Origin of the sequence: Shewanella sp. c952 (genome assembly GCF_019654975.1) — a bacterium.
Lineage (GTDB): Bacteria > Pseudomonadota > Gammaproteobacteria > Enterobacterales > Shewanellaceae > Shewanella.
Map to the genome: position 1 here is coordinate 208,596 of NZ_BPEW01000002.1, position 23,582 is coordinate 232,177.

The following is a 23,582-nucleotide window of genomic DNA, read 5'->3' on the forward strand; positions in this document are numbered from 1 at the left end:
TGCTCACCAATCAATCGATATAAAAAAGCCTGCTAAATGCAGGCTTTTTATTAACTCTATAGTGGTCTTAATAGGAGGTTTCGTTTAGCTAGCGTTCGTCTAAGTACTAAACCTGGTGACGAAGCGTTATGAGTTTGTCGCAAATTGTGGGCAATCAAAAATTCATCACGTAGCTCATCATCTAGCCCTAGAGACTCAAATGCCTCCATAGTCAGTGTTTGCTGCTGATTTTCAAGAATACCTTTAAGCACGCTAAGTGAATAAGGCTTATCTACTTCACTATTTAGGTAAGCAAAAGCAGTCAGCGCGATGATATCTCCAAACACACTAAACAGCGCTAGAGTTTGCACTTCATCAGGGCTGATATCAAAACTATTCATTTGATACAGAGTATCGACTGCATCGGTTGCAACGGCCTCTGTTAATGCCCAGTAGCCGTGAACCAGTTTTTTGTAAGGCTCTTTTAACTCATCGAGTCTTTCTTTCAAATAAAAAGTAAACGCGTAACGGTAAATATTCACCTGTCCAAGCCTAACTAATGCATCCTTCAATGAACGATTCTTAGCGGATTGAGCAGAGATTTGATTTGCCGTACTGCTACGCCACAATAAGTGTGCAGATAGCGCCGGATCTGACGAGACAATGTCAATGACATTTCGAATATCACCATCAGCTATGATGGCTTTTTTTAATGGGATAAGTATCCCTCTACGGCCAATTACCTGCTCTTCATTGCCGATAATCGCGCGTACTTGAGTAAATACCTGCTGCTCAAGATCTGTCATTTGAAACGTTAAACCTTTTATTATATTTATATATATGCTCAATCTGCTAATAACTCTTAACAATTGGCAATTGGAGCCAAGCTCTCTGCCCCTAGCTTAGCAAGTTTCAGCCATTTTTTGCGCATTAAATTTAGTTTAGTGAATAAATCTGTGATTCCAATAACAATCCAAATAAAGACTGTGTCAAAGGTAAAAACCCCCGTAAATTGGCTGTATAAGCCTTAATAATTAGTGAGTACATAGACTTAAGAGCCCCGCTAACTCAACGACCAAGGATCAAGTTCACTATTTTAGCTTTTTTCTGCTATTAACACTCGATACTGGTAAATCGAGTTCGAGTTAAGCCCGGCCTATATAATGATTAATGGCTTCAGCTAACGCTCGGTAACCGCTGTCATTAAGATGAATGGTATCTGATTTTTGACTTGGGCTGCCTAACAGTTCGCTAAGCGTCTCTTCCAACAAGACTAATTGGTACTCCTGCGCTAACTCAGCATAAATAGGTGAAGGAGTAAGAAATAGGCTTTTCTGTGGTACCGCGATTAACAACACTGTGATCCCTTGCGATTGTGCCAACTCAATCATGCTCGCCAAATTATTTCTGGTCTCAGCGATAGGACGATTTCTTAAAAAATCATTGCCGCCTTCTAGTAAGATGAGCAGCTCTGGAGAATGTTTTGCTAATACTGAAGGCAACCTCTGTCGCCCTTTAGCCGTAGTTTCACCAGATATACCAGCATTGATAACCGTTAATTGACTAATGTCAGCGAGTTGAGCCGGATAATCAGCCCCTTTGCTAGCACCAACACCTGCAGTTAAGCTATCCCCAAAAGCGACAATAGTAGCGCCTGATGACAAAAGAGGCAGTCGCGCATCTTGGCACGATTGCAGTAGCAATATACAGGGCAATAAAAGCAGTAAACCAAATTTCATATCTCAAACTCAACCAATAAAAAGGTGCTAATGACTAGCATAATGATTAACCCAGCAAAAATGAATGCTTAAGCAGGTCTTTGTACCAGCGAGTCTAAAAGGTTATTCACCAGTTGGCATTCTAGGTTTCATCACAGTTCTGCACTGTTAAGCACAAAAAATCGCTGACGCATCACGGCAGCGATTTTAATTGCATTGAGTAAGCCAGATTCTATTCGCTCGTGTTAGCTTTACGCATATAAGGGATGACGAGCAGCGCTATGCCCACTAGCAAGAATGGAATACTCAACAATTGGCCAGCACTGAATGTCCATGAATCAGCATAAACAGCTTGTTTAACCTTCACCATTTCAATAGCGAAACGAGCACTAAATACTAGAACTAAGAACAGTCCAAAAATGGCACCATGTTTCTGCTTCATCTCAGTCATTCTATAGATGCACCATAACAAGGCAAAAATTGACAAGTAGGCAATAGCTTCGTACAGCTGCGCTGGATGGCGAGGTAACATATCAATTCTTTCAAAGATAATCCCCCATGGCTTATCAGTCGGTAAGCCAAGAATCTCTGAGTTAACGAAATTTGCCATTCGCACAAAGAAACCAAAGATCGCTGTAGCAATAGCCAAACGGTCAAGCAGGAATAAGAATGGTAACTTCACCTGACGTTGATAGTAATAAAGCGCTAGGATGGCACCTAGTCCGCCGCCATGGCTCGCTAAGCCGCCTTCCCATATCGCAAATATTTTAAGTGGGTGGCTTAGGTAATACGCTGGATCGTAGAATAGACAATGGGCTAAGCGCGCGCCGACGATAATGCCCACCACACAATACATCAGTAGATTGTCTAACGACTCAACTGGCAAATTTTCCCTAACATAAATACGCTTCATCACCTGAAAGCCAGAGGCAATCGCCAATGCGAACAATATGCCGTACCAATGTACTTTAAGCCCCATAAAACTAATTGCTACAGGGTCTACATTCCAAATCATGTGGTCCAATTTAAACCTTCCAAAGCTATGCTTTTAAATCAAAATACTCGAATCTATTGCGCTGTTTTACTCTGCAACAATCGATTTAGCAAGCGCATCAGCCAATAAAGTCAAATTAGACCGCTCAGTGACTCGACGACGGACTCACCAATAGAAGGATTCGCTCATTAACAGCATCTGTTGTTCATTTATGTATTGTCAAAGCTGAAGTTGAGGTCACAACCCATTACCACCCAATTAGGCACCACTGACAATAATAAGGGAGAATAGCTATTTCTAAATCAAATACTATTAGTTCACATTTATATAGAAATAACAAAATGGTGCACACTAATTTAATTTACTCAGAATCAATCACACAACCACATATTATTTGAGCAGGCTCATGACATATAATAATTATAGATATGACCACAACAATAATTAACCATGAAATACAAACACTTCTAAATTAGGCTTAACTAAAAGCATTCACTTACCCACACAGCTGCACATCTATAAAAAGACCTAAACATCAGATAGATAACCATCAAAAAACAACAAAACCAAAAAGAGAACACACTAATAGAGTTGTATCAAGATGCATCAAGCTAAATAATATTGATAACAGTCACATTTACAAAATAGATATATATGTACCTTAAAATAAGATTAACCATACATTAAGCCACATGAATATTTTTTTTATAATTGTAATTTCAATCATAGCAACCGCTTCATTCAACTGCTCAGCAAATGAAATAAAAACTCTAAAAGGCTTCACCATGGGGAATAATTTCAAAGTCACTTGGTCAGAAGAAAATATCACAGCAGATAGAATGAACGAACTATCAAATAGAATAAACAATAAGCTTAAACATATAAGTCAATCCATGTCTACATGGAACAGTAACTCAGAGTTAAGCAAAATTAATAGCGGTAGCCAGCTAAATAATATCGAGCTTTCTCCTGAGTTAGCTAAGGTTATTGATAGTTCGCTAAAGCTTAATCAACTTACTGAAGGTGCTTTAGACATCACCGTTGCACCTCTTATACAACTTTGGGGGTTTGGCGTTAGCGGAATAATTGAAAATGCACCATCAGACTCAGAGATAGAAACAGTAAAAAAACTAACCGGCGCCGAAAAAATAACCATTAAAGACAGGAAATTACAGAGATACCATAAAGATGTCAGTATCGACCTTTCTGCTATTGCTAAAGGCTATGCCGTCGATGTGATTGCGGCAATTCTAGAAGAAAATAATATCGAAAATTACATCGTTGATATTGGTGGGGAGTTAAAGCTAAAAGGCAATAAAAGTAATAAGCCTTGGACAGTGGGTATTGATAAACCTTTTGCATATTCGAGTGGTCAAATTGAAGTGATCGAACCAGGTAATAAAGGTATAGCAACTTCAGGGAATTACAGAAAATACTTTGAAAGTAATGGAAAACACTACTCTCACATTATTAATCCCATCACGGGGAAACCAGTACAGCATACAGTGGTATCAGCAACTGTTATTAGCGACAGCTGTATGAAATCTGATGGATTGGCAACTGCATTCATGGTGTTACCTGTTAATAAATCATTAGAAATAGCAAATAACAATAATCTTTCAATTATGATAATAGAGGACAAATTTGGAAAACTAACCACACACTACTCAAATAGTTTTAAGCAATACATAAATTAGAAATAACTATACAAAATTGCATAACAAGCAATAAATAAAAACATAAGTAGAATTAATCTACGCAGGGGAATACAAAATGAAAAACAAATTTAAACTAAGCCTACTTTGTGTCTCAATATTGGCACTAACGGGTTGTAATGATGATGACAATACTGATACCTCAGGACTAGAAGCACAAATTGCGACACTTGAAACTCAAAATTCTGAATTAACATCTTCAAACAAGACACTTACTGAAAACAACGATGCGCTTACGGCTGACAATACCGGCTTACAAGCAAAAGCCGTCAGCTACATCAGTAATTTCAGTCAGCAATGTGCAGAAGCAGGTGTAAAATTTGACTATGTTGATCCTAATGCGCCAATTGTAGCAGCAAGTGCAACCCCAAGTTATATGGTGAAAGCGGCAGAAGAAGCTGATTGCTTATCATGCCATACCTATGAAGCACCAGTTGAAGTGCCCCACGCAGATTATGGCGCGACATGTTCGCAATGTCATGATAATCCACATCTAGAAGAAGCACCTATTGAAGGTAAACCAACAGATCCAACCTTTACTCAGCCAAACCCATCACCGACTCTTGTAGATGGTAAAACAGGGGCGTCGGGCTCGTTCTATTACACACCTGCATCATATTTAAATGCCGATTATCTAGCTTCACGCCTAAGCGGTTCTGTACATAACTTCGAATGGGCCGAAGCTACAGATGAAGCGCCAGGTGTCGATAACTTAGCAGCAGCTTGTCAGTTGGAAGACAGAGAACATATCAAAGCGATGTTCCCAACTGACGGCAAGAGTTATAGCTTAAATGGTTTTAGTAACCAGATGGGCGCAAAGCTTATCTCTACGGTAAATAAGTTTACCGATGAAGAAACCAATGAAATTGTTGAAACGGCAAATATTGCCATCTTCGGCTACGGCATGAAGAAAGAGGGTGATGACTACACTGTTTCAATGAGCATTGGTAAAAACAACACCTGTTACAACGCGGTTATGAATGGTGAGGCGCGTATGTCTTACTATGAGTATGATCCAATGCTTTCAGTTAAACATGAGCGTAACCAAGGAGCCCGTATCCTTGCAACTCTTGACTACACTAAGACTGCGCTAAAGCAAGGTTGGTCAACAGTTCTTCCTGGCTTCGGCGCTGGCGAAAACTTCACACCAGCCCAAGTCAACTGGGAAGATGTTGGTTCTTGTTCTTTAGTATTCAAAGTAGACAGCATTATCCCACTAGGTTAACCCCTAACCGATTCAACAAACGGCTGCGAATATAGCAGCCGTTTTTTTCTATCCCCCACCTTTCTTACATGCTTTCCAATGCATATTCAATCCCACACATATTCCACTACATTGGACTTTCTGCTATAGTGCCGCCTCAGCCACCCTACATAAATTTAGGGCAAATTAGCTGCGTGATAACGCGTGCTAAAAAGCCCCCCAGAAATTGGAAATAAAGGCTGATGACTCAGTTTCAAGGTTCACATATCCTTTCGGTAAACCAGCTTAATCTGGATGCCGTACAGAACATCTTCGATGTCGCTACTCGTATGACCCCCTACGCTTTAAGACAGAAACGCACTACTGTTTTAGATGGCGCGGTATTGGGCAACCTTTTCTTTGAGCCGAGCACACGTACTCGTATCAGCTTTGGCTGTGCATTTAACCTGCTAGGCGGCAAAGTTAATGAAACCGTCGGTATGGCTTCATCATCATTATCAAAAGGTGAGTCTCTTTACGATACTGCTCGAGTACTCTCCAGCTACTCTGATGTGATTGCGATGCGTCACCCTGAAGCGTTTTCAGTTAAAGAGTTTGCAGAAGGTAGCCGCGTGCCAGTGATCAATGGCGGCGATGGCTCAAACGAGCACCCGACCCAAGCACTACTGGATCTCTTTACCATTCAGAAAGAGCTCGCCTCTGGTGGCCGTGATATTAGCGGCATGCACATTGCGATGGTCGGCGATTTGAAATTTGGCCGCACCGTGCACTCTTTATCTCGTCTGTTATGTATGTATAAAGATGTCAGCTTCACGTTAGTGTCACCTAAAGAGTTAGCAATGCCTGACTATGTGATCGATGACATTGAAAATGCTGGGCATAAGATCACAATAACAGACCAACTTGAAGGCAATTTAGATCGCGCTGATATACTCTATCTAACTCGAATTCAAGAAGAACGCTTCCCGTCACAGGATGAAGCAAATAAATATCGTGGTAAGTTTCGACTTAACCAAAGTATTTATACCAAGAATTGTAAATCTAACACAGTGATCATGCATCCTTTGCCGCGAGACTCTCGTGAACAAGCAAATGAACTGGATAACGATCTTAATAACCACCCTAACCTGGCTATATTTAGGCAGGCAGATAACGGTTTATTAATTCGTATGGCACTGTTTGCACTGACGCTAGGTGTTGACTCTCAATTGGAGCAATATGAGCGCCCAGTCAATTGGTATTCACGAAAAGCTGAATTTTAATCAGGCTACTGACTTTTAAGGATCTAAAATGACCCGTTCCGACGAACTATTTGAACAGGCTAAAAAAACCATTCCAGGCGGCGTTAACTCTCCAGTCCGCGCATTTAATGGTGTTGGTGGTTCTCCACGTTTTATTGAAAAAGCTGATGGCGCCTATATCTTTGACGCTGATGGCAAGAAGTACATCGACTATGTTGGTTCTTGGGGACCGATGATTTTAGGCCATAACCATCCGAAAATCCGTGAAGCTGTATTAAAAGCAGTAGAGAACGGTTTATCATTTGGTGCACCAACTGAACTTGAAGTGACTATGGCTGAAAAAGTCATCGAAATGGTACCTTCAATGGAACAAGTTCGTATGGTGAGTTCAGGTACTGAAGCGACCATGAGTGCGATCCGTTTAGCACGTGGCTTCACTAACCGTGACAAAATCCTAAAGTTTGAAGGCTGTTACCACGGCCACGCTGATTGCCTATTAGTTAAAGCAGGTTCTGGTGCACTGACTCTAGGTCAGCCTAGCTCTCCAGGTATTCCAGAAGATTTTGCTAAGCACACACTTACAGCTACTTATAATGACCTAGATTCTGTTAAGGCACTATTTGAGCAGTACCCTGAAGCGATTTCGTGCATTATTTTAGAGCCTGTTGCCGGTAACATGAACTGTATCCCACCTGTAGAAGGTTTCTTACAAGGGCTACGTGCTATCTGTGACCAATATGGCGCATTGATGATTATCGATGAAGTCATGACCGGTTTCCGCGTATCTAAGAGCGGTGCACAGGGTCACTACGGTGTCACGCCCGATCTAACCACATTAGGTAAAGTGATTGGCGGCGGCATGCCAGTAGGCGCTTTTGGTGGCCGTAAAGATGTGATGCAGTTTATCGCTCCAACAGGTCCAGTTTACCAAGCCGGTACACTGTCAGGTAACCCTATTGCAATGTCTGCTGGTCTTGCACAGATGGAAGCACTTTGTGAAGATGGCGTTTACGAGCAGCTAGCAGCTAAGACACAGTACATTGCAGAAGGCTTTAAAGCGGCGGCTAATAAACACGGCATTCCAATGGCAATCAACTACGTGGGTGGCATGTTTGGCTTCTTCTTTACTGAAGAGGAAAAGGTTACTTCATTTGAGCAAGTCACTAAATGTGATGCAGAGAAATTCCCTGTATTTTACCATGGCATGCTAGATGAAGGTGTTTACTTAGCACCAAGTGCTTATGAAGCTGGTTTCCTATCGCTTGCGCATGGTGAAGCAGAGCTTGAAGCAACACTTGCGGCTGCAGAACGTGTATTTGCAAAAATGGCTAAAGGCTAACGCTTAAAAGTCACTTATTGTAGACATAAAAAAGGAACACCTAGGTGTTCCTTTTTTATTTTCATCAATTAAACAAGGTTAATTTTTTGCCCGTACAGATGTTTTTATCACAACGACAGCCACTAACGCCTGTGCCAATAAAGTTAGGTTATCTCGAACTAAACCTGGATTTTCAAAAATGCCTAATCCAACAAGTTGTTTCAAACTAACAAGTAGCCAAACAACTGCGCCTAACAGTAAAAAACTTCGAACAAAAAAAGCCATTGTTTCGCCCTCAATCACTAAATGTTGTAGTAAGCATTTACTTTGAGCACAATATACTGTTCATTTACTAAGCAGTCAACAAATTGACAATGCCAATTTACCGTCTCTTATACCTTAGCGTTCTATTAGCATTAATTAACGAAAATTAATGATTCAAACGGCTCAGGTAACCCTGCTGCGATCGGGAACAAACCCAAAATCACGACAACAGATACTACTGGCAATCCCCACGCTACCAGTTTAAAAGTCTACAAAAAAGCAATAACGCACCACCTAAATCACGATTTCTGGAAAAGTTTGAACTAGATAACAGTTGCGTTCTGTTTTTTGCTGTGGTCTGATCGCCGCGCTCTATCAAGGAAAGCTTAAATATTTAGCCAAACAATTTGGAAATGTGAATGTCTGAGGCATTGCATGAGTTAGGTTCAAAGCGCGTCAAGATTAGAAGCGGATAACACTTTTGAATTGATACGTTCTGGAGCTGGACTGCGTAAAGCCTTGGTCAATGGATTTTAATACGCTGCATCTTAGGTTAAAGATTTTGGGAAGGTCATCTCCATTACCTTAATCGATAGCTTGCTATAGCTAATTAACGTCCCACAAGACTTTGCTATCCAAAACTGTTCGCTATCTTTTTTAGTAGCAGAACAATACTGATTTCAGTATCCAATATAAAAATCGCCTGTGAGTCGCCCTATGTTGTACGCATTTCTAATATCGCTAGCAGTACTTGCGTTGTTAAGTATTGTGTTTGAAGAAGTTACCCATCTCAATAAAGCTAAAACCACCCTATTTTTCGGATGTATCTCTTGGATTGCACTTTTTATGGCCGCTGGAGATCCTGGCCATGAGAAATTAATCGAAGAGCAGCTAAACGAAAACTTGCTTGAAATTGCCACTTTATGGCTATTCCTAATGTCGACGATGACATTTGTCGCCTATCTCAATGCAAAAGGTATGATCCAAATACTGGTACAAAAGCTGTTCCCACAGCGAGTCTCTGTACGGATGTTAATGCTGCAAGTCGCTTTCTTCTCTCTAGTGCTTTCAGCCATCTGTGACAACGTTACAGCAACCTTGGTATCGCTAGGGTTACTAACAACCTTTAAGCTCGATAAGCAAATGCGCCGACGCATGGCAGTGTTGATAATCTTCGCTGTTAACTCTGGCGGAGTAGCACTCATTACAGGTGATGTGACCACATTGATGATTTTCCTTGGCGGCCATGTACACATGTCGGAACTACTGCTGCTATTTGTACCTGCAGCGGTTAGCGTCATGCTACTTGCGATGCTTTTCTCGCTAAAGGCTGAAGGAGAAGTGAGCACCACACCGATTAAAAGAGAGGTGCGCTCAGTTGATATTATTATCGCGGTGATCTTTTTCAGCACCATTGTGATGACCATGGCATTGAATATCCTGTTTGGCATCCCGCCAGTGTTAACCTTCTTAACGGGCTTGTCGGTAATGTTCCTCGTTGGCCATACAACTCGCAGTAACAAAGAGGAGTTACAGATTTTGGAATATATTCGCCAAGTAGAATACGACACCCTGTTATTCTTCTTAGGCATTTTACTGCTAGTGGGGATGCTGAAAGAGATAGGTACTCTTGATCTGCTCACCCAGGTCTATTCTCAGTTCGATCCGAATATATCTAACTTTGTAGCAGGCATAGGCTCAGCACTGCTTGATAACGTGCCACTAACAGCCGCATTGTTAAAGGCTGAACCCGTACTTAATACCCCGGAATGGCTTGGGTTAACATACTCAGTAGGTGTGGGTGGTTCATTGCTGGTCATTGGTTCTGCCGCTGGTATTATCGCCATGAGCAAAGTGAAGGAGCTAACCTTTGTTAGCTACCTAAAGTTCGTACCCGCGCTAGCTTTATGTTACAGCGTAGGCTATGGCCTTACTTTACTACTGGCTTACCATTTCTACGGCTAGTGACTGCGCTAACCAACGATTGTCATCATTAAAAAAGGCCTAACTTCTGTTAGGCCTTTTTTATCACTGTAACGATTGTTTATTGATAGCTCAGCACTAAATAGCCGGGACTTTAAACTCCGTCCCTTCAATAGACAGAACGACATCACGCGGGCGGATCTCGACGACGGTTAACTTCCCCTGGATCATGTCGCCCTGTTGCAATTCTTTACCATCGACATTCAACCAACGATTATCAGCCACACTTGAATAGACATGTGCATTAATATTGAATTCTGGCACTTGTAGTTGAAGCCCTGCAGGCAATTGCCCATACTTAGGAATTGCATCTGATTTGGGTGTGGTCGGAATAGGATCTAAATCAGGTTGAGTGACCGGTGTGGCCACCGCGTTTTCACGTTCAACTTCTTTGAGCGCAGCTTCAAATGCAGCCACTAGATTATTATCATTTTGAGGCTTAGGCAGTCTATCTAAACCAACATCAGCCGCAGCAAGATCAACTTCATACTGCAACGATGCCAGCATATCTTGGCCACGTTGGTTCGCATTAGCACCTAAAATAATCGGCTCTGCATCACCGCTGTTTGATTGCACGCTATCAACCGTATTAGCCGTATCAGCTTCAACACTTTTCTGCGCTTTCAGCACCGCTGCTAGCAAGTCTTGCTGCTCATTATTATCCGAAGCTTTAGCGCCGTCAGAATTATCAACAACCTCGTTTACACTCACAGGTTGTCGTTGATAGCTGGATACATCCGCTTTTGGCATAACTTGCGCGACAGGTAACGCTACCTTTCCGGCAAGCTTAACCCCAGCAGCATTAAATGGCTGTTCACTCAATGTCGGTTGCGCTGTCACTTGCTCGACTTCATTTTGCTGTGTATTTGTTCTAACTAGTTGTTCGCCGTAAGTGTTAGCAACAGGCTTGAATAGCACCTGACTCAACACCCAAGCTAAAGCAATAACCGATAAAAATAGCCCAACAAAAAACGCGATACGCTTTGCGGTTTGATATTCATTATTATGCGTTTGGTACGCCGCGCGCGGCGTCATAACAACATCATGCTGGATAGCTTGTGATTGCTGCTTATCGCGCGTGACGGCATCAAGTAAAATAGACATTAATACAGCCTCTTAGATTGACCTAAACGCGGGCCAATATCACTTAAGTAGAGGTTTAGCTGAACTAATGTTTGCGCTCCTGCAATTCCGTCAGCCCGCAGTCCATGCTGACGTTGAAATTCTTTTACTTTTTGCTCAAGATAACTATCAAATTCGCTAACTAATCGCGGTGAAGACTCATTGACTATCGCCAAGCTATTTTCTAGCCATTGCAGTTGCGCCTGATTAGCTGACTTGCCGATTTCATTAACCTGACTCTTTGGCGCTTGCCAGAGGATCTCAAATGTTCCACTAAAGTGACGAGTAAACCAATCGCGTTTAACCCACAATTGCTGCTCGTTAAGTTGCAGTAATATTTGCTCCCCCTGTCTCGCAACCACTGTGCCGTAAAATGCTTGTTGTTGCTCATCAACTAAATAAACAACGGCTGGAAAATTCAATCTCACAATTGAATTCCAATTGCCCTGCTGTTGATAACAAGAGAGTCCCTGTTGCTGAGCAGACTGACAAGCCGTTAAACCTATATAAGGTGTTTTGCCCCACAAGCCCAATATACTGGCATAGGCATTATCGATATCACGGCTTTGTGCTATTGCGCTTTTAAGTACTCGCTGGCTACTGTCTAACTTTGCAGTTGTCACAGCGGTTGGCTTGTTGCTAGATGGCGATATATTAGCCGCGCTAACATGCTCGCTCGCACCTTGGCTAAAGAGATAAAAAGCACCACTGAAAGTTAGCACTAGCGCTGCAGCTAATCCGGCGGGGAGCCAAATATTACGCTTTTCAGGCTCCTCCCCTAAAACTTCAACAGATGCCATATTGATCATCTTGTTATCAATGGGCACTTTAGACTGGCCGTAGCTCGCCATTAAAGCACGCTCACACAGCAAGTTAATCAGTCTTGGGATCCCACCACTATGTTTATGCAGCGCTTTTACAGCACTTTTATGAAATAGTGGCTCATGACGTCCAGCAACCTGTAGGCGATGCTGCACATAAAGTGCTACCTCTTCAATAGTTAGCGGCAATAAGTGGTAACGTGCTGTTATACGCTGGGCCAGCTGTCGTAGCTCCTGACGTTTAAGCAGTTGTTGCAGTTCTGGCTGCCCAATTAAAATGACTTGCAGTAATTTCTTAGTATCGGTTTCTAGGTTGGTCAGAAGTCTCAATTGCTCAAGCACTTCAGCTTTGAGATGCTGTGCTTCGTCAATAATAAGAACCGTATTACGCCCTTTACTGTGGTTATCCAGTAAAAAGGTACTTATCCTGTCGGTCAGTTGCTTAAGAGTTGGTGATTCGCCATAGCTTATCTTTAATTCATCGCACAAAGTGGCAAGCAGTTCTAACTCGGTCAGAGCAGGGTTAAGAATAAAAGCGGTATCGGTGTTCTCAGGCAGTTGATTGAGTAAGCAGCGTGATACTGTAGTCTTACCAGTGCCCACTTCCCCCGTCAGTAAAACAAATCCACCGGTTTCACCTAAGCCGTAAGTGAGATGGGCTAATGCTTCTCTATGACGATCACTAAGAAAGAGATAATGAGGGTTAGGTGCAATCGAAAATGGATTATCTTTTAATCCAAAAAAAGCCTTATACATGCCGCTTTCAATCCTTTTGAGAGCAGTTCGACAGCAGTTACAGCTGTGAATAACTCCGCAGTTAATCAAACGCTTTGGTTATCGAGAAACTACGCCCCGATGGGCAATTAGCTTGTCAGCAGACGCTTAGCGTTATGACAGAAATATAGAAATTGCACTCACGTTAAAGCCAAGCTGAAGCGTTGTCAAAACTTGCTACAGGTTAAACTGCTAAACTAAGAGGTCTATCGTGACTGATTTTGGCGTCGAACATCAATTTATCCATGCTAAACTAGCACTTATGTCCATAGATGAGTTTTATTGTGAAAATTTACCTTGTTGGCGGCGCTGTCCGCGATAGTTTGCTAAATCTACCAATTAAAGATCGTGATTATATGGTGGTTGGTGCAACACCAGAGCAAATGCTAGCTCTTGGCTATAAGCAAGTTGGCAGAGACTTTCCGGTATTTTTGCATCCAAAAACTCAGCAAGAGTACGCGCTCGCTAGAACAGAGCGAAAAACCGCAGCGGGTTATGGTGGGTTCAGTGTGGATGCAGCGCCGAATGTCACCCTAGAACAAGATTTGCTTCGAAGAGACTTAACGGTTAATGCTATTGCTGAAGATGATGCTGGAAATAGATATGATCCTTTCAATGGTATTGCCGATCTTAATGCCCGAATCCTAAGGCACGTTTCAGATGCCTTTATAGAAGACCCTCTGCGTGTACTGCGGGTAGCCCGTTTTGCAGCTCGGTTCCACTCTCTTGGTTTCAGCATAGCAGCAGAAACAATGACACTGATGGCGGAGATAAGCCAAAGCGGCGAACTCGAAGCGTTAACCGCAGAGCGAGTTTATATCGAACTCGATAAAGCATTATCGTCCGATGCGCCACAAGTTTTCTTTAACGTACTGAAAGAGTGCGGCGCATTAGCTGTGCTATTTCCTGAGATTGATGCGCTTTTTGGTGTACCACAACCCGAACAATGGCATCCAGAAATTGATTCAGGAGTACACACCTTGATGGTGCTTGAGCAAGCTGCAAAATTATCTACCGATAATGCCGTTCGCTTTGCATCATTAGTGCATGATCTTGGTAAAGCGTTAAGTCCAAAAGAATCACTACCTAAACATCATGGTCATGGCCAAAAGGGCTTGCCTCTTATTAAGGCACTTTGCGAGCGCTTTAGAGTCCCCAATGAATATCGTGACCTTGCGTTATTAGTTAGCGACCAACATCAAAATATCCATAATGCCCATGAACTTCGAGCTGACACGATAGTGAAGCTTTTTGATAAGGCCGACTTTTGGCGCAAGCCACATCGTCTTCAGCAGTTACTACTAAGCTGCGAAGCCGATGCCAAAGGGAGAACCGGGTTTGAACTTTCCCCTTACCCTCAAGCTGGCTATATTCAGCAATGTTTTGCAGCGGCCTCAAATGTCGTAGTGAAGGACATTATTGATGCAGGGTATAAAGGCGCAGAAATAAGGCAACAACTTACCTCTTCTCGTGTTGAGGCAGTACAAGAAATTAAGCAGAATTTCGAAAAATGAGCAAAATGGAAAAAATTCAGCGTATTTCTATATTTATGGTCTAGTATTATATCTGTGTTATTTAGCATTAAAATCGCACTTAGCTTGCATTTGAGCATATATTCGCTAAGGTATTCAGACCTTAGCACTAAAATGCATAGCAAAAAAATTTTTCTATGACATAATTAGCCTGTTCAGTTGTTATGTACGGCTGTGCTTATGAAATCCAACCTAAATAAAGGGAATTCCCGATGAATAAAAAAGTACTTATGATTGCTGGTGTAGCAATGACTGCCCTTCTAGGTGGCTGTGCAAACACTACTGCTCTTGAAGAAAGCGTTGCAAACCTAGGTAACAAAGTTGACCAGCTTTCAGCTGAAGTTAGCTCACTAAAATCAGATCACGGTAAAATGTCTGCTGACATCAATGATGCAAAAGCAGCAGCTATGGACGCACAAGCAGAAGCTAAGCGTGCTAACGACCGTATCGACAACGTAGCGTCTTCTTACAAGAAGTAATTACGTTTAGGAATTAGCTTATTTAAGCTACTCCGAAAGGCTTGGTTCAAGGTAACTTGACCAAGCCTTAAATTTATCTGCAGTAACAACACACGCCTCATATCAACCAAAATCCAGATATAAAAAAGCGCCCAAATATGGACGCATAATTCAACCAAGCTTAATGCGACTAGCTTTGAATATTGACTGGGATGCCATTTTGAGTCAGTAAGGCATCATTAGCTTTAGTATAATCAACATCTTCTTGCCCAATAAACTCTACGACATCACGATTCATCTCAATCACACGATTACTTTGTCCTTCAGATTCAGACAATGGCGAATGTACTTCGATGATTTGCTGTCCGTCTGGCTCAGTAGAAGTTTTAACGGTCTGGTTAATAACAGTGACTGAATCACCATATTTAACCTCATTAAACAGCCATTCAATATCATCAGGGTTCAGACGGATACAACCTGCACTGACTCGCATACCAATACCAAAATCCTTATTGGTTCCATGGATCAAGTAGCTACCGTCGCCGTAAGAAAGCTGAATGGCATATTTTCCTAATGGGTTTTCAGGGCCTGCCAATACCACTCTTGGCAACTCCTCACCGCGTTCTTCTAAATGCTCCTTGCGGATGCTAGCCGGTGGTGTCCAGCTTGGGTTAGGGATCCGAGATTTAATCCGAGTCACCATCTCTGGCGTCTCTCTGCCTATTCGACCGATACCAACAGGGAATACGTGCACCTCTTGGCCACCTTTAGGGAAGTAATACAACCTCAGTTCAGCTAAGTTAATCACCACCCCTTTATGCGGTACATCAGGCAACAACATCTGGGTTGGAATTAATAAACGCGTACCCGGCCTTGGCAGAAACGGATCAACACCTGGGTTGGATTCCATTAATTCCAAAATACCTATGTTGTATTGTTTAGAGATGGTTTGAAAATAGTCGCCCTTTTCCACTACATGCTCTTGTAACTCTCCCACTAGACGGCTACCGTCTTGCGGGATCTGATACACGTTAGCAAATGAAACTAGCGGTAAAACAGCTAAGATGAACAACAGCAATGTACGCATCATCAGTATTTAAAATTCCGTTAGGTTGAATAAACAAAGATTACCTTGAGCGACAACTATTTTCTAGTCATCAGGTTAATCACAAAATCTATCTCTAGTGAATCGAACTTAGCCTGTTGAATATGATGGCGCGTATTGTCGTTGGCGCGCCAAGCATAAGGCGTCATTTCAAGTAACGCTATTGCTTGCTCACCGGAAACACTCACCTTAATCGACAGTCTCTCACTCTGGACTAACTCAAGCTCTTTTGGCAAATTATGGCTGACAGGTTTTTCAGTCAGATCTGGGTAGATAAACTCTCTTATCTGCCACAAATGTCTAGGGCCTGCGGCTACCTGTAATAAAATCCCATCTTGCTTGAGTACTCGCGTCAGCTCTTTTCCCTTAAGTTGTTTATCGATTAAGGTCACTAAATCAAAGCTTTCATCTTTAATCGGCAGGTGCTTTAAGTTTGAAACGATATAAGTCGGACCACTTTGCGACTTAGCAGCTGCAAAAATAGCGTTCTCCGCTTCAGAGATCCCTGTTTGCTCAACAGCAGTATCAGGTTGCTGCTCAGCTAGAATGTCCTTAACCGTTCTTAAAAAATAACCCTCTCCGCAGTCATAATCTAACTGTGATAATGACTTACCCGCTGAAAACTGTGGCAAATTACCAATAATCTCAGCCAGTTTCTGTGCAAGCGGTACATAAATCCCAGATTCAAGTACATAGCGCTTAGCACGCATCACAGCTCTAGAGTCAATTTTTGGCTTTTTAACCTGGCCAAAGAGCCAATATCCATGCTCATTTTTGTCAAAGTGATGCTTATTTTCACAATGCAGCCCTTTCGACTCTTCATGCACCATTAAGTCTGACTGGCAAATGGGACAAAGATAAATACTGTTCATAACACGCTCACTGTTCAAATAAATAGGTCTAGCTTTACAGGAAGATAAAGCCACACAAGACGGCGCCTAGCGCTAATCGATAGATCACAAATGGCGTCATGCCCATCTTACTAATAATCTTCAAGAAGTAATGGATACACACATAAGCAGCGATAAATGACACCACGATACCTAATCCCAAGGCTTGATAATCAATGGCTTGACCGCTCGAAATCAGATCTTTAGTCACTAAGATCGCCGCACCAAGGCTCACTGGCACCGACATCAAAAATGAAAATCTCGCTGCTGCTTCACGGTTTAAGCCAAGCATTAATGCAGCTGTAATTGTAGCGCCTGAACGCGACGTCCCAGGAATGAGCGCCATAGCCTGAGCGATACCAATCACTAATGCTTTTTTCCAACCCACTTGGAACTCATTAAAACCTTGGCGCTGCATTCTGTCTGCCCACCAAAGCAATAAACCAAAAATGATAGTCGTTGCAGCAATGACTTCGATATTACGCAGGTGCGTCTCAATAAAGCCTTTAGCAGTAAAACCAACAATGACTGCTGGAATGGTGGCTAATATGATCCACCAAGACAACTTACTCTCTTGGGTCTGTTTGCCACTGGCTATACTGCCAGTCCAAGCCATAAACATAGAATACAATTCTTTACGGAAATACATTACCACTGCGAGTAATGAGCCCGTATTCACTGCCACATCAAAAGATAACCCTTGATCCTGCCAATCTAATAATTGCGCCGGTAAGATCAGATGTGCAGAGCTTGAAATGGGTAAAAACTCGGTGAGGCCTTGAATTAGCGCCAATATAATCACCTGAAACGTGTCCATAACTTTCCTATTTTAAAAAGCGACTTAAGCAGACCAATTGAACTCAATAGGCCATAATTTTTGTTGTGATTTATCGTATTCGTTCCAGAGATACTTATATGATTCCATAACGACAGGATGGTTAAGCTCGGGGGCAATTTCAGCTAAAGGCCAAAGTACAAATGCGTTATATAAGATTTCGGCGCGTGGCAGCACGATTGGCGCTTCACAAACGACATCATCATAAAGCAGTAAATCCAAATCTAAAGTTCTGGCTGCAAACTTTTTAGCCCCCACAACGCGACCATGATCTTGTTCGATTTTTTTGAACCTAGCGACAACGTCTTCAATGGATAATTCGGTTTCGGCTGCAACGACCATATTCAGAAAGTTAGTCCCATCAAAACCGACCGCTTCACTCTCAAAAACCGATGACAGCACTAACTCGTCAAAATGATAGTCCAAATCAATTAATGCAGCCTTTAGGTAGCGAACGGGCTCAATATTACTACCTAAACTGATGTAGATCTTGGCCATTTATGCATGACCTCTCTCGATCTCAACGCCAACGGCTTGAGCGGTTGGCACTGCTCCAGGTTTCATCACTTTAACCTTAACCCAAGGCACATTAAACTCACTCATCAGACAAGTCGCTACCATCTCAGCAACGGTTTCAATCAACTCTATAGGCTTTTCGGTAATAAGCGCGGTGAGTCGATTCGATACTGTTTCATAGCACAGTGCATTCTCGTATGAATCACTCGCCGCAGCCAAACGATTATCCCACGCCATATCTAAATCCAGTAACAAGGTTTGATGGATCTGCTTTTCCCATTCATAGATCCCAATAACGGTTTCTATTTTAAGTTCTCTAATCAGTACTTTATCCATGTTTTCTCCAAAACCTTAATCATTGCCACTGAGGTCTGATAAGCTAAAACGAACAAAAAGGATATAATCCGTCGCAAAGCTGAGATATTACCCTATGGCTCTTTCGAACAAGAACAAATCCAAGTAGGATAAGTTCTCGTAAATAAAGAATTAATAAAAACAGCCGCTTTAATAGCAAGGTAGCTAACAGAGATATTCAAAGCTGTTTTTTGTGCTCCAATTCACTGCCAAATCCATAAGGCTGTCAGTTGAATCTAAAGAGCATTTTTTTGTGTGGCGCGATAATACCCTAAGACGGATAAGGAAACCAATTTGACCACAATAGCACTAACAATATTAATGATAATGGGCGCCTATTTGGCAGGCTCAATATCGAGTGCTGTTCTGGTTTGCAAAATGCGTGGCCTGCCCGACCCAAGAACTGAGGGTTCAGGTAATCCTGGAGCCACCAATGTGCTGCGTATAGGCGGCGCTAGTTCTGCAGCACTCGTGTTATTTTTTGATATGCTAAAAGGTGCCGCCCCCACTTACCTAGCCTTTAGATTAGGCGTCGATCCAATCTCACTAGGCCTCATTGCTATAGCCGCCTGCCTAGGTCATATCTTTCCAATATTTTTTGGTTTTAAAGGTGGTAAAGGTGTAGCAACGGCTTTTGGTGCCATGGCGCCAATTGGTCATTTTTTGGCGATATATCTAATGTTGACTTGGGCAGTCATTGTGTTGATCACACGCTACTCATCATTTGCCGCCATTTGCACCGCACTATTAGCCCCCGTTTATACTTGGTGGCTCGATGACAGATTTACCATTCCGGTGGCAATGCTTTCAACACTTATCGTGATCCGCCACCGTGACAATATTAAACGTTTGTTAAAAGGTGAAGAGTCTAAAGTGTCTCGTAAAAGGCGTAATAAAAGCCTATAACGATATTCGCTTCACGTGGCTAGGATCATAAAAAAACGGCGCTTAAGCGCCGTTTTTCATATAAAGATAATGTTCAATCAACTGGTTCTAAAGTATCCAGTGGCCATCTTGGCTGACCTTTAACGCCAAGGTCATCGGTTTGTCCTGCTTTCAAGCGCTGTAGACCCGCATAAGCGATCATTGCACCGTTATCGGTACAGAACTCACCACGAGGGTAAAAAACCTTACCACCAAGGTTAGTCATCATTTCAGCTAATTGAGCTCGTAAACGCGTATTGGCACTCACTCCCCCCGCAATAACTAAACGCTGGTAACCCGTTTGCTTTAACGCTCGCTTACATTTTATCGCTAAGGTATCAACCACCGCCTCTTCAAATGCACAAGCGATGTTAGCTCTTGTTTGCTCGTCGTTTGGTTCTGCCGCGATTGTATTAGCAGCAAATGTTTTAAGCCCCGAGAAGCTAAAATTAAGCCCAGGCTTATCTGTCATTGGTCTTGGAAAACGATAACTCTTAGCCACGCCTTTGGCAGCCAATTTCGACAATCTCGGTCCGCCTGGGTAATCAAGCCCCATTAACTTAGCAGTCTTATCAAACGCTTCGCCTGCTGCATCATCTACAGACTCACCTAGAACCTCATAACGACCAATTCCTTCAACGCCCACAAGCATTGAATGACCACCCGATACTAATAACGCAAGAAATGGAAATTCAGGAACATCATCTTCGAGCATAGGGGCGAGTAGATGTCCTTCCATATGATGCACACCAATTGCAGGCTTATCCCACGAAAATGCTAACGCTCGGCCAACACATGCACCTACAAGTAAAGCACCAATAAGCCCTGGCCCCTTGGTGTATGCAATACCGTCAATATCTTCTATGGTCATATCGGCATCAGCTAATGCTTGGCGGATCAACGGCACGATTTTACGAACATGATCACGCGATGCTAACTCAGGAACAACCCCACCGTAATCGGCGTGCAATTTAACCTGACTATATAAGGTATGTGATAAAAGCCCTTTGCCGTCATCATAAACAGCTATTCCTGTCTCATCACAAGATGTCTCTATTCCTAAAACCCGCATTGTTTCTCATCTTTACTTCATATATATTGCCGACAATTCTACCTGCTGTGCTTTAATTACTCCATAGCACAACGGCCATCTGAGTAGATTATTAGTAAGAAGACGCAATTCTGATCGCTAATAAGGGTTTACAACAGGGGGCGAGTCGGTATAGAATTCCGCACCATTTTTAAATTATCTGAGTCAAGTAATTGTCTCAATGCAACCTACACCTAAGGGGTGATGGCGTATGCCAATTATTAAAGTACGTGAAAACGAACCATTCGACGTAGCTCTTCGTCGTTTCAAGCGCTCTTGTGAAAAAGCTGGTATCTTAGCTGACGTTCGCGCTCGTGAATTCTACGAGAAGCCAACTACTGCACGTAAACGTGCTAAAGCCGCTGCTATCAAGCGTCTTGCTAAGAAGCTTTCTCGCGAAAACGCACGTCGCGTACGTTTATACTAATCTCATTATGAGCCTAATTGATCAGCTAAAAGAGCAGATGAAAGACGCCATGCGTGCCAAACAAAAGGTGCGCTTGGGGACTATTCGTATGGCACTAGCGGCCATCAAACAAATTGAAGTGGATACCCGCGAATCTTTGAATGATGACCAAACTATAGCGGTCTTAACCAAAATGGTTAAACAGCGTCGTGATTCTATTGCTCAATATACAGCAGCAGGACGCGACGAATTAGCACAAATTGAAGCAGATGAAATTCAAGTACTTGAAGAGTTTCTGCCTCAACCTCTTACTGAAGAGGAAATTGTTGTGCTAGTTGATGCAAGCATCTCTGAGATGGGCGCATCCTCCATGGCGGACATGGGTAAAGTAATGGGATCATTAAAACCTAAAGTAATGGGCAGAGCAGATATGGCGGCAATTGGCGCTATGATCCGTGCAAAACTCAAGTAGTTTTAGTTTTAATGATGAATAAGCCGTGCTTTTGCGCGGCTTGTTTGTTTTCGATTTTCTCTATTTTAACTTCACGAAATTAAAGGCGGCATTTAACAACACTAATGGCGATACCTCGTGATTTTATCAATGAGCTAGTAGCTCGCACTGACATTGTCGACTTAATCGACCCTAAAGTGCCCCTAAAGAAGGCGGGTAAAAACCACTCTGCCTGTTGTCCTTTTCATAGCGAAAAATCTCCCTCTTTCACCGTTAGCAGAGACAAACAGTTTTACCATTGTTTTGGCTGCGGCGCACACGGAAATGTTATTGATTTTGTCATGGAATATGACCGACTCGACTTCGTGGATGCAATTGAAGAACTCGCTGGACAGTTAGGACTAGAAGTTCCCCAGGAACAAGGCACTGGTAAGCCTCGCGACCAAGAGCTTAGTCGTGATTTATACCAACTGATGGAAGAGTCGAGCTTATTCTTTCAAAGTCAGTTAAGACAACATCCAGATAAACAAAAAGTGCTTGATTACTTAGCCCATCGTGGGCTTTCAAAAGAGGTAGTCGAACATTTTAATATTGGTTTTGCTCCCGATGGATGGGACGGTTTATTAAGCCGATATCGTCAGAACCAAGATTCACAGAACAAACTACTCACAGCCGGCATGGTCATCGAAAATGACAGCGGTAAGCGCTATGACAGGTTTCGCGACCGATTAATGTTCCCGATTAGGGACCGACGCGGCCGAGTGATTGGCTTTGGTGGCAGAGTTTTAGGAGAAGGTACGCCAAAGTACTTGAATTCTCCAGAAACGCCCATATTTCATAAGGGCAATGAGCTTTATGGATTATATGAGCTAAAACAGCGTCATCGTGATCCACAACAAGTGCTCATTGTTGAAGGCTACATGGACGTGGTTGCTCTAGGGCAATTCGGCGTCGACTATGCTGTTGCGTCGTTAGGAACTTCAACTACCGCTGATCAATTTCAGCTGTTACTGCGTAGTGCAAAAGAAGTTATCTGTTGTTATGACGGCGACAAAGCTGGTAAAGAAGCTGCTTGGCGTGCACTTGAAACCGCACTGCCCTTGTTAAAACCTGGCAATCAAGTTCGCTTCATGTTTCTACCTGAAGGCGAAGATCCTGACACGCTAGTGAGACAAATCGGTAAAGAACAGTTCGAACAGAATATTGGCCAAGCCATGGCACTTCCTGAGTTTCTATTTGAAAACTTAGCGAAGAAATTTGGTAAAGAAGACAAAAGTGTTTTGGCAAAAAATGCCATTAAACTGATAGAAAAAGTGCAAGACACTGTATTACAGAGTCTGCTGCTTGAAGATTTAGCACACAAGCTAAGAATGAACGGTGCTGATGAGCTTAAACGAAAATTTAACTTTTCGACTAAGACGGCCGATAAACCTAAACAGCACAAAGCGTTAAAAGGACGTGGTACCCCATTGCGACTAGCCATTGCATTGTTAGTACAACATCCGCGCCTAGGTGAAAAATTACCTGAGCAACTCGCGCTAAAACACGTACAAATGCCAGGCATTGACTTGCTAGCCCTTGTATTAGATTTAACTCGCGGCAAAGTAATGAGCAGCGCACAACTACTTGAACAGTTCAGGGGCGATAACCAATTCAGCACCCTAAAAAAACTGACCCAATGGGATCATCAAGTGGCGGATGAAAACTTACTTAAAGAGTTAAAAGGCACCTTAGTGTGGTTAAACAACCAGTATCTGGAGCAACGCTACCAAGAGCTGAGTTTGAAAACTAACCTCACAAAAGATGAAAGATTACAGCTTAGCAAGCTAATCTCAGTGATCAAAAGTAAGGCATAGATTTGAAATCTGCCCCAAAAGTAAACACTTGG

The 23,582-nt window shown here is 42.6% G+C and carries 23 protein-coding genes; 11 read left to right on the top strand and 12 right to left on the bottom strand.

All coding sequences use genetic code 11. The annotated features are described in order from the left end of the window. Positions 1–56: 56 nt before the first annotated feature. The 3 genes from K5R16_RS02715 to lgt form a co-directional block, all read right to left on the bottom strand. Positions 57–785, bottom strand: coding sequence for an HDOD domain-containing protein (locus K5R16_RS02715; protein ID WP_220736015.1), 729 nt, complete (start codon positions 783–785; stop codon positions 57–59). 339 nt (positions 786–1,124) lie between these two features. Then, on the bottom strand, positions 1,125–1,718 hold the full coding sequence (locus tag K5R16_RS02720; protein WP_220736016.1) for a GDSL-type esterase/lipase family protein: 594 nt from the start codon (positions 1,716–1,718) through the stop codon (positions 1,125–1,127). 211 nt (positions 1,719–1,929) lie between these two features. Continuing rightward, complete coding sequence (gene lgt / locus K5R16_RS02725) at positions 1,930–2,712, bottom strand: prolipoprotein diacylglyceryl transferase (RefSeq protein WP_374758373.1); 783 nt, start codon at positions 2,710–2,712, stop codon at positions 1,930–1,932. 671 nt (positions 2,713–3,383) lie between these two features. On the opposite strand from lgt, the gene K5R16_RS02730 reads away from it, so the two are divergent. The 4 genes from K5R16_RS02730 (at position 3,384) to hemL (ending at position 8,190) form a co-directional block, all read left to right on the top strand. Next, on the top strand, positions 3,384–4,388 hold the full coding sequence (locus K5R16_RS02730) for an FAD:protein FMN transferase (protein WP_220736018.1): 1,005 nt from the start codon (positions 3,384–3,386) through the stop codon (positions 4,386–4,388). A 76-nt stretch (positions 4,389–4,464) separates the two neighbouring features. Beyond that, complete coding sequence (locus tag K5R16_RS02735) at positions 4,465–5,631, top strand: hypothetical protein (RefSeq protein WP_220736019.1); 1,167 nt, start codon at positions 4,465–4,467, stop codon at positions 5,629–5,631. 221 nt (positions 5,632–5,852) lie between these two features. Next, complete coding sequence (locus tag K5R16_RS02740; protein WP_220736020.1) at positions 5,853–6,872, top strand: aspartate carbamoyltransferase; 1,020 nt, start codon at positions 5,853–5,855, stop codon at positions 6,870–6,872. 28 nt (positions 6,873–6,900) lie between these two features. After that, positions 6,901–8,190 (top strand): glutamate-1-semialdehyde 2,1-aminomutase, encoded by a 1,290-nt coding sequence (hemL, locus tag K5R16_RS02745; RefSeq protein WP_220736021.1) that lies wholly within the window; start codon positions 6,901–6,903, stop codon positions 8,188–8,190. Positions 8,191–8,268: 78 nt separating this feature from the next. On the opposite strand, the gene K5R16_RS02750 is transcribed toward hemL, so the two are convergent. Further along, on the bottom strand, positions 8,269–8,454 hold the full coding sequence (locus K5R16_RS02750; RefSeq protein WP_220736022.1) for a hypothetical protein: 186 nt from the start codon (positions 8,452–8,454) through the stop codon (positions 8,269–8,271). A gap of 696 nt (positions 8,455–9,150) precedes the next feature. Here K5R16_RS02750 and nhaD point away from each other — a divergent pair. Beyond that, positions 9,151–10,398, top strand: coding sequence for a sodium:proton antiporter NhaD (gene nhaD / locus K5R16_RS02755; protein ID WP_220736023.1), 1,248 nt, complete (start codon positions 9,151–9,153; stop codon positions 10,396–10,398). Between the two features lie 96 nt (positions 10,399–10,494). On the opposite strand, the gene K5R16_RS02760 is transcribed toward nhaD, so the two are convergent. Both K5R16_RS02760 and K5R16_RS02765 read right to left on the bottom strand, forming a co-directional pair. Then, positions 10,495–11,520: a general secretion pathway protein GspB gene (locus tag K5R16_RS02760; protein ID WP_220736024.1), complete on the bottom strand. Its 1,026-nt coding sequence runs from the start codon at positions 11,518–11,520 to the stop codon at positions 10,495–10,497. After that, a complete protein-coding gene (locus K5R16_RS02765) occupies positions 11,520–13,115 on the bottom strand; it encodes an ExeA family protein (RefSeq protein ID WP_220736025.1) in 1,596 nt (531 codons plus the stop codon). Before K5R16_RS02765 ends, K5R16_RS02760 begins: the two co-directional genes overlap by 1 nt. A 302-nt stretch (positions 13,116–13,417) precedes the next feature. Between K5R16_RS02765 and K5R16_RS02770 the strand changes: the two genes are divergently transcribed. Both K5R16_RS02770 and K5R16_RS02775 read left to right on the top strand, forming a co-directional pair. Further along, positions 13,418–14,647 (top strand): multifunctional CCA addition/repair protein, encoded by a 1,230-nt coding sequence (locus K5R16_RS02770; RefSeq protein ID WP_220736026.1) that lies wholly within the window; start codon positions 13,418–13,420, stop codon positions 14,645–14,647. Between the two features lie 230 nt (positions 14,648–14,877). Next, complete coding sequence (locus K5R16_RS02775; protein ID WP_020911298.1) at positions 14,878–15,144, top strand: Lpp/OprI family alanine-zipper lipoprotein; 267 nt, start codon at positions 14,878–14,880, stop codon at positions 15,142–15,144. 169 nt (positions 15,145–15,313) lie between these two features. Here K5R16_RS02775 and K5R16_RS02780 read toward each other — a convergent pair whose 3' ends face one another. The 5 genes from K5R16_RS02780 to folB are packed head-to-tail and all read right to left on the bottom strand — an operon-like array spanning position 15,314 to position 18,805. Next, positions 15,314–16,213 carry a L,D-transpeptidase family protein gene (locus tag K5R16_RS02780; protein WP_220736027.1) on the bottom strand — a complete coding sequence of 300 codons (900 nt, stop codon included), beginning with the start codon at positions 16,211–16,213 and terminating at the stop codon, positions 15,314–15,316. Positions 16,214–16,266: 53 nt separating this feature from the next. Next, a complete protein-coding gene (locus tag K5R16_RS02785) occupies positions 16,267–17,100 on the bottom strand; it encodes a putative RNA methyltransferase (protein ID WP_220736028.1) in 834 nt (277 codons plus the stop codon). Positions 17,101–17,134: 34 nt separating this feature from the next. After that, complete coding sequence (locus K5R16_RS02790) at positions 17,135–17,935, bottom strand: undecaprenyl-diphosphate phosphatase (protein ID WP_220736029.1); 801 nt, start codon at positions 17,933–17,935, stop codon at positions 17,135–17,137. A gap of 24 nt (positions 17,936–17,959) precedes the next feature. After that, complete coding sequence (gene folK, locus K5R16_RS02795) at positions 17,960–18,451, bottom strand: 2-amino-4-hydroxy-6-hydroxymethyldihydropteridine diphosphokinase (RefSeq protein WP_220736030.1); 492 nt, start codon at positions 18,449–18,451, stop codon at positions 17,960–17,962. Next, complete coding sequence (gene folB / locus K5R16_RS02800; RefSeq protein ID WP_220736031.1) at positions 18,452–18,805, bottom strand: dihydroneopterin aldolase; 354 nt, start codon at positions 18,803–18,805, stop codon at positions 18,452–18,454. It abuts the gene before it with no gap. Positions 18,806–19,117: 312 nt separating this feature from the next. Between folB and plsY the strand changes: the two genes are divergently transcribed. Beyond that, positions 19,118–19,729, top strand: a complete 612-nt coding sequence (gene plsY / locus K5R16_RS02805) for a glycerol-3-phosphate 1-O-acyltransferase PlsY (protein WP_220736032.1) — start codon at positions 19,118–19,120, stop codon at positions 19,727–19,729. 73 nt (positions 19,730–19,802) lie between these two features. Here plsY and tsaD read toward each other — a convergent pair whose 3' ends face one another. After that, a complete protein-coding gene (tsaD, locus tag K5R16_RS02810; RefSeq protein ID WP_220736033.1) occupies positions 19,803–20,819 on the bottom strand; it encodes a tRNA (adenosine(37)-N6)-threonylcarbamoyltransferase complex transferase subunit TsaD in 1,017 nt (338 codons plus the stop codon). 229 nt (positions 20,820–21,048) lie between these two features. Between tsaD and rpsU the strand changes: the two genes are divergently transcribed. From rpsU to dnaG, 3 genes are all read left to right on the top strand, one after another. Next, positions 21,049–21,264 carry a 30S ribosomal protein S21 gene (gene rpsU, locus K5R16_RS02815; protein WP_020911290.1) on the top strand — a complete coding sequence of 72 codons (216 nt, stop codon included), beginning with the start codon at positions 21,049–21,051 and terminating at the stop codon, positions 21,262–21,264. Positions 21,265–21,271: 7 nt separating this feature from the next. Beyond that, positions 21,272–21,715: a GatB/YqeY domain-containing protein gene (locus K5R16_RS02820; RefSeq protein WP_220736034.1), complete on the top strand. Its 444-nt coding sequence runs from the start codon at positions 21,272–21,274 to the stop codon at positions 21,713–21,715. 104 nt (positions 21,716–21,819) lie between these two features. After that, on the top strand, positions 21,820–23,550 hold the full coding sequence (dnaG, locus tag K5R16_RS02825) for a DNA primase (RefSeq protein ID WP_220736035.1): 1,731 nt from the start codon (positions 21,820–21,822) through the stop codon (positions 23,548–23,550). Positions 23,551–23,582: the final 32 nt, after the last annotated feature.

Excerpts from the sequence above, each read along its gene's own strand:
- K5R16_RS02715 (WP_220736015.1), bottom strand. The coding sequence starts at position 785 with ATGACAGATCTTGAGCAGCAGGTATTTACTCAAGTACGCGCGATTATC.
- K5R16_RS02720 (WP_220736016.1), bottom strand. The coding sequence starts at position 1,718 with ATGAAATTTGGTTTACTGCTTTTATTGCCCTGTATATTGCTACTGCAA.
- lgt (WP_374758373.1), bottom strand. The coding sequence starts at position 2,712 with ATGATTTGGAATGTAGACCCTGTAGCAATTAGTTTTATGGGGCTTAAA.
- K5R16_RS02730 (WP_220736018.1), top strand. The coding sequence starts at position 3,384 with ATGAATATTTTTTTTATAATTGTAATTTCAATCATAGCAACCGCTTCA.
- K5R16_RS02735 (WP_220736019.1), top strand. The coding sequence starts at position 4,465 with ATGAAAAACAAATTTAAACTAAGCCTACTTTGTGTCTCAATATTGGCA.
- K5R16_RS02740 (WP_220736020.1), top strand. The coding sequence starts at position 5,853 with ATGACTCAGTTTCAAGGTTCACATATCCTTTCGGTAAACCAGCTTAAT.
- hemL (WP_220736021.1), top strand. The coding sequence starts at position 6,901 with ATGACCCGTTCCGACGAACTATTTGAACAGGCTAAAAAAACCATTCCA.
- K5R16_RS02750 (WP_220736022.1), bottom strand. The coding sequence starts at position 8,454 with ATGGCTTTTTTTGTTCGAAGTTTTTTACTGTTAGGCGCAGTTGTTTGG.
- nhaD (WP_220736023.1), top strand. The coding sequence starts at position 9,151 with ATGTTGTACGCATTTCTAATATCGCTAGCAGTACTTGCGTTGTTAAGT.
- K5R16_RS02760 (WP_220736024.1), bottom strand. The coding sequence starts at position 11,520 with ATGTCTATTTTACTTGATGCCGTCACGCGCGATAAGCAGCAATCACAA.
- K5R16_RS02765 (WP_220736025.1), bottom strand. The coding sequence starts at position 13,115 with ATGTATAAGGCTTTTTTTGGATTAAAAGATAATCCATTTTCGATTGCA.
- K5R16_RS02775 (WP_020911298.1), top strand. The coding sequence starts at position 14,878 with ATGAATAAAAAAGTACTTATGATTGCTGGTGTAGCAATGACTGCCCTT.
- K5R16_RS02780 (WP_220736027.1), bottom strand. The coding sequence starts at position 16,213 with ATGATGCGTACATTGCTGTTGTTCATCTTAGCTGTTTTACCGCTAGTT.
- K5R16_RS02785 (WP_220736028.1), bottom strand. The coding sequence starts at position 17,100 with ATGAACAGTATTTATCTTTGTCCCATTTGCCAGTCAGACTTAATGGTG.
- K5R16_RS02790 (WP_220736029.1), bottom strand. The coding sequence starts at position 17,935 with ATGGACACGTTTCAGGTGATTATATTGGCGCTAATTCAAGGCCTCACC.
- folK (WP_220736030.1), bottom strand. The coding sequence starts at position 18,451 with ATGGCCAAGATCTACATCAGTTTAGGTAGTAATATTGAGCCCGTTCGC.
- folB (WP_220736031.1), bottom strand. The coding sequence starts at position 18,805 with ATGGATAAAGTACTGATTAGAGAACTTAAAATAGAAACCGTTATTGGG.
- tsaD (WP_220736033.1), bottom strand. The coding sequence starts at position 20,819 with ATGCGGGTTTTAGGAATAGAGACATCTTGTGATGAGACAGGAATAGCT.
- rpsU (WP_020911290.1), top strand. The coding sequence starts at position 21,049 with ATGCCAATTATTAAAGTACGTGAAAACGAACCATTCGACGTAGCTCTT.
- K5R16_RS02820 (WP_220736034.1), top strand. The coding sequence starts at position 21,272 with ATGAGCCTAATTGATCAGCTAAAAGAGCAGATGAAAGACGCCATGCGT.
- dnaG (WP_220736035.1), top strand. The coding sequence starts at position 21,820 with ATGGCGATACCTCGTGATTTTATCAATGAGCTAGTAGCTCGCACTGAC.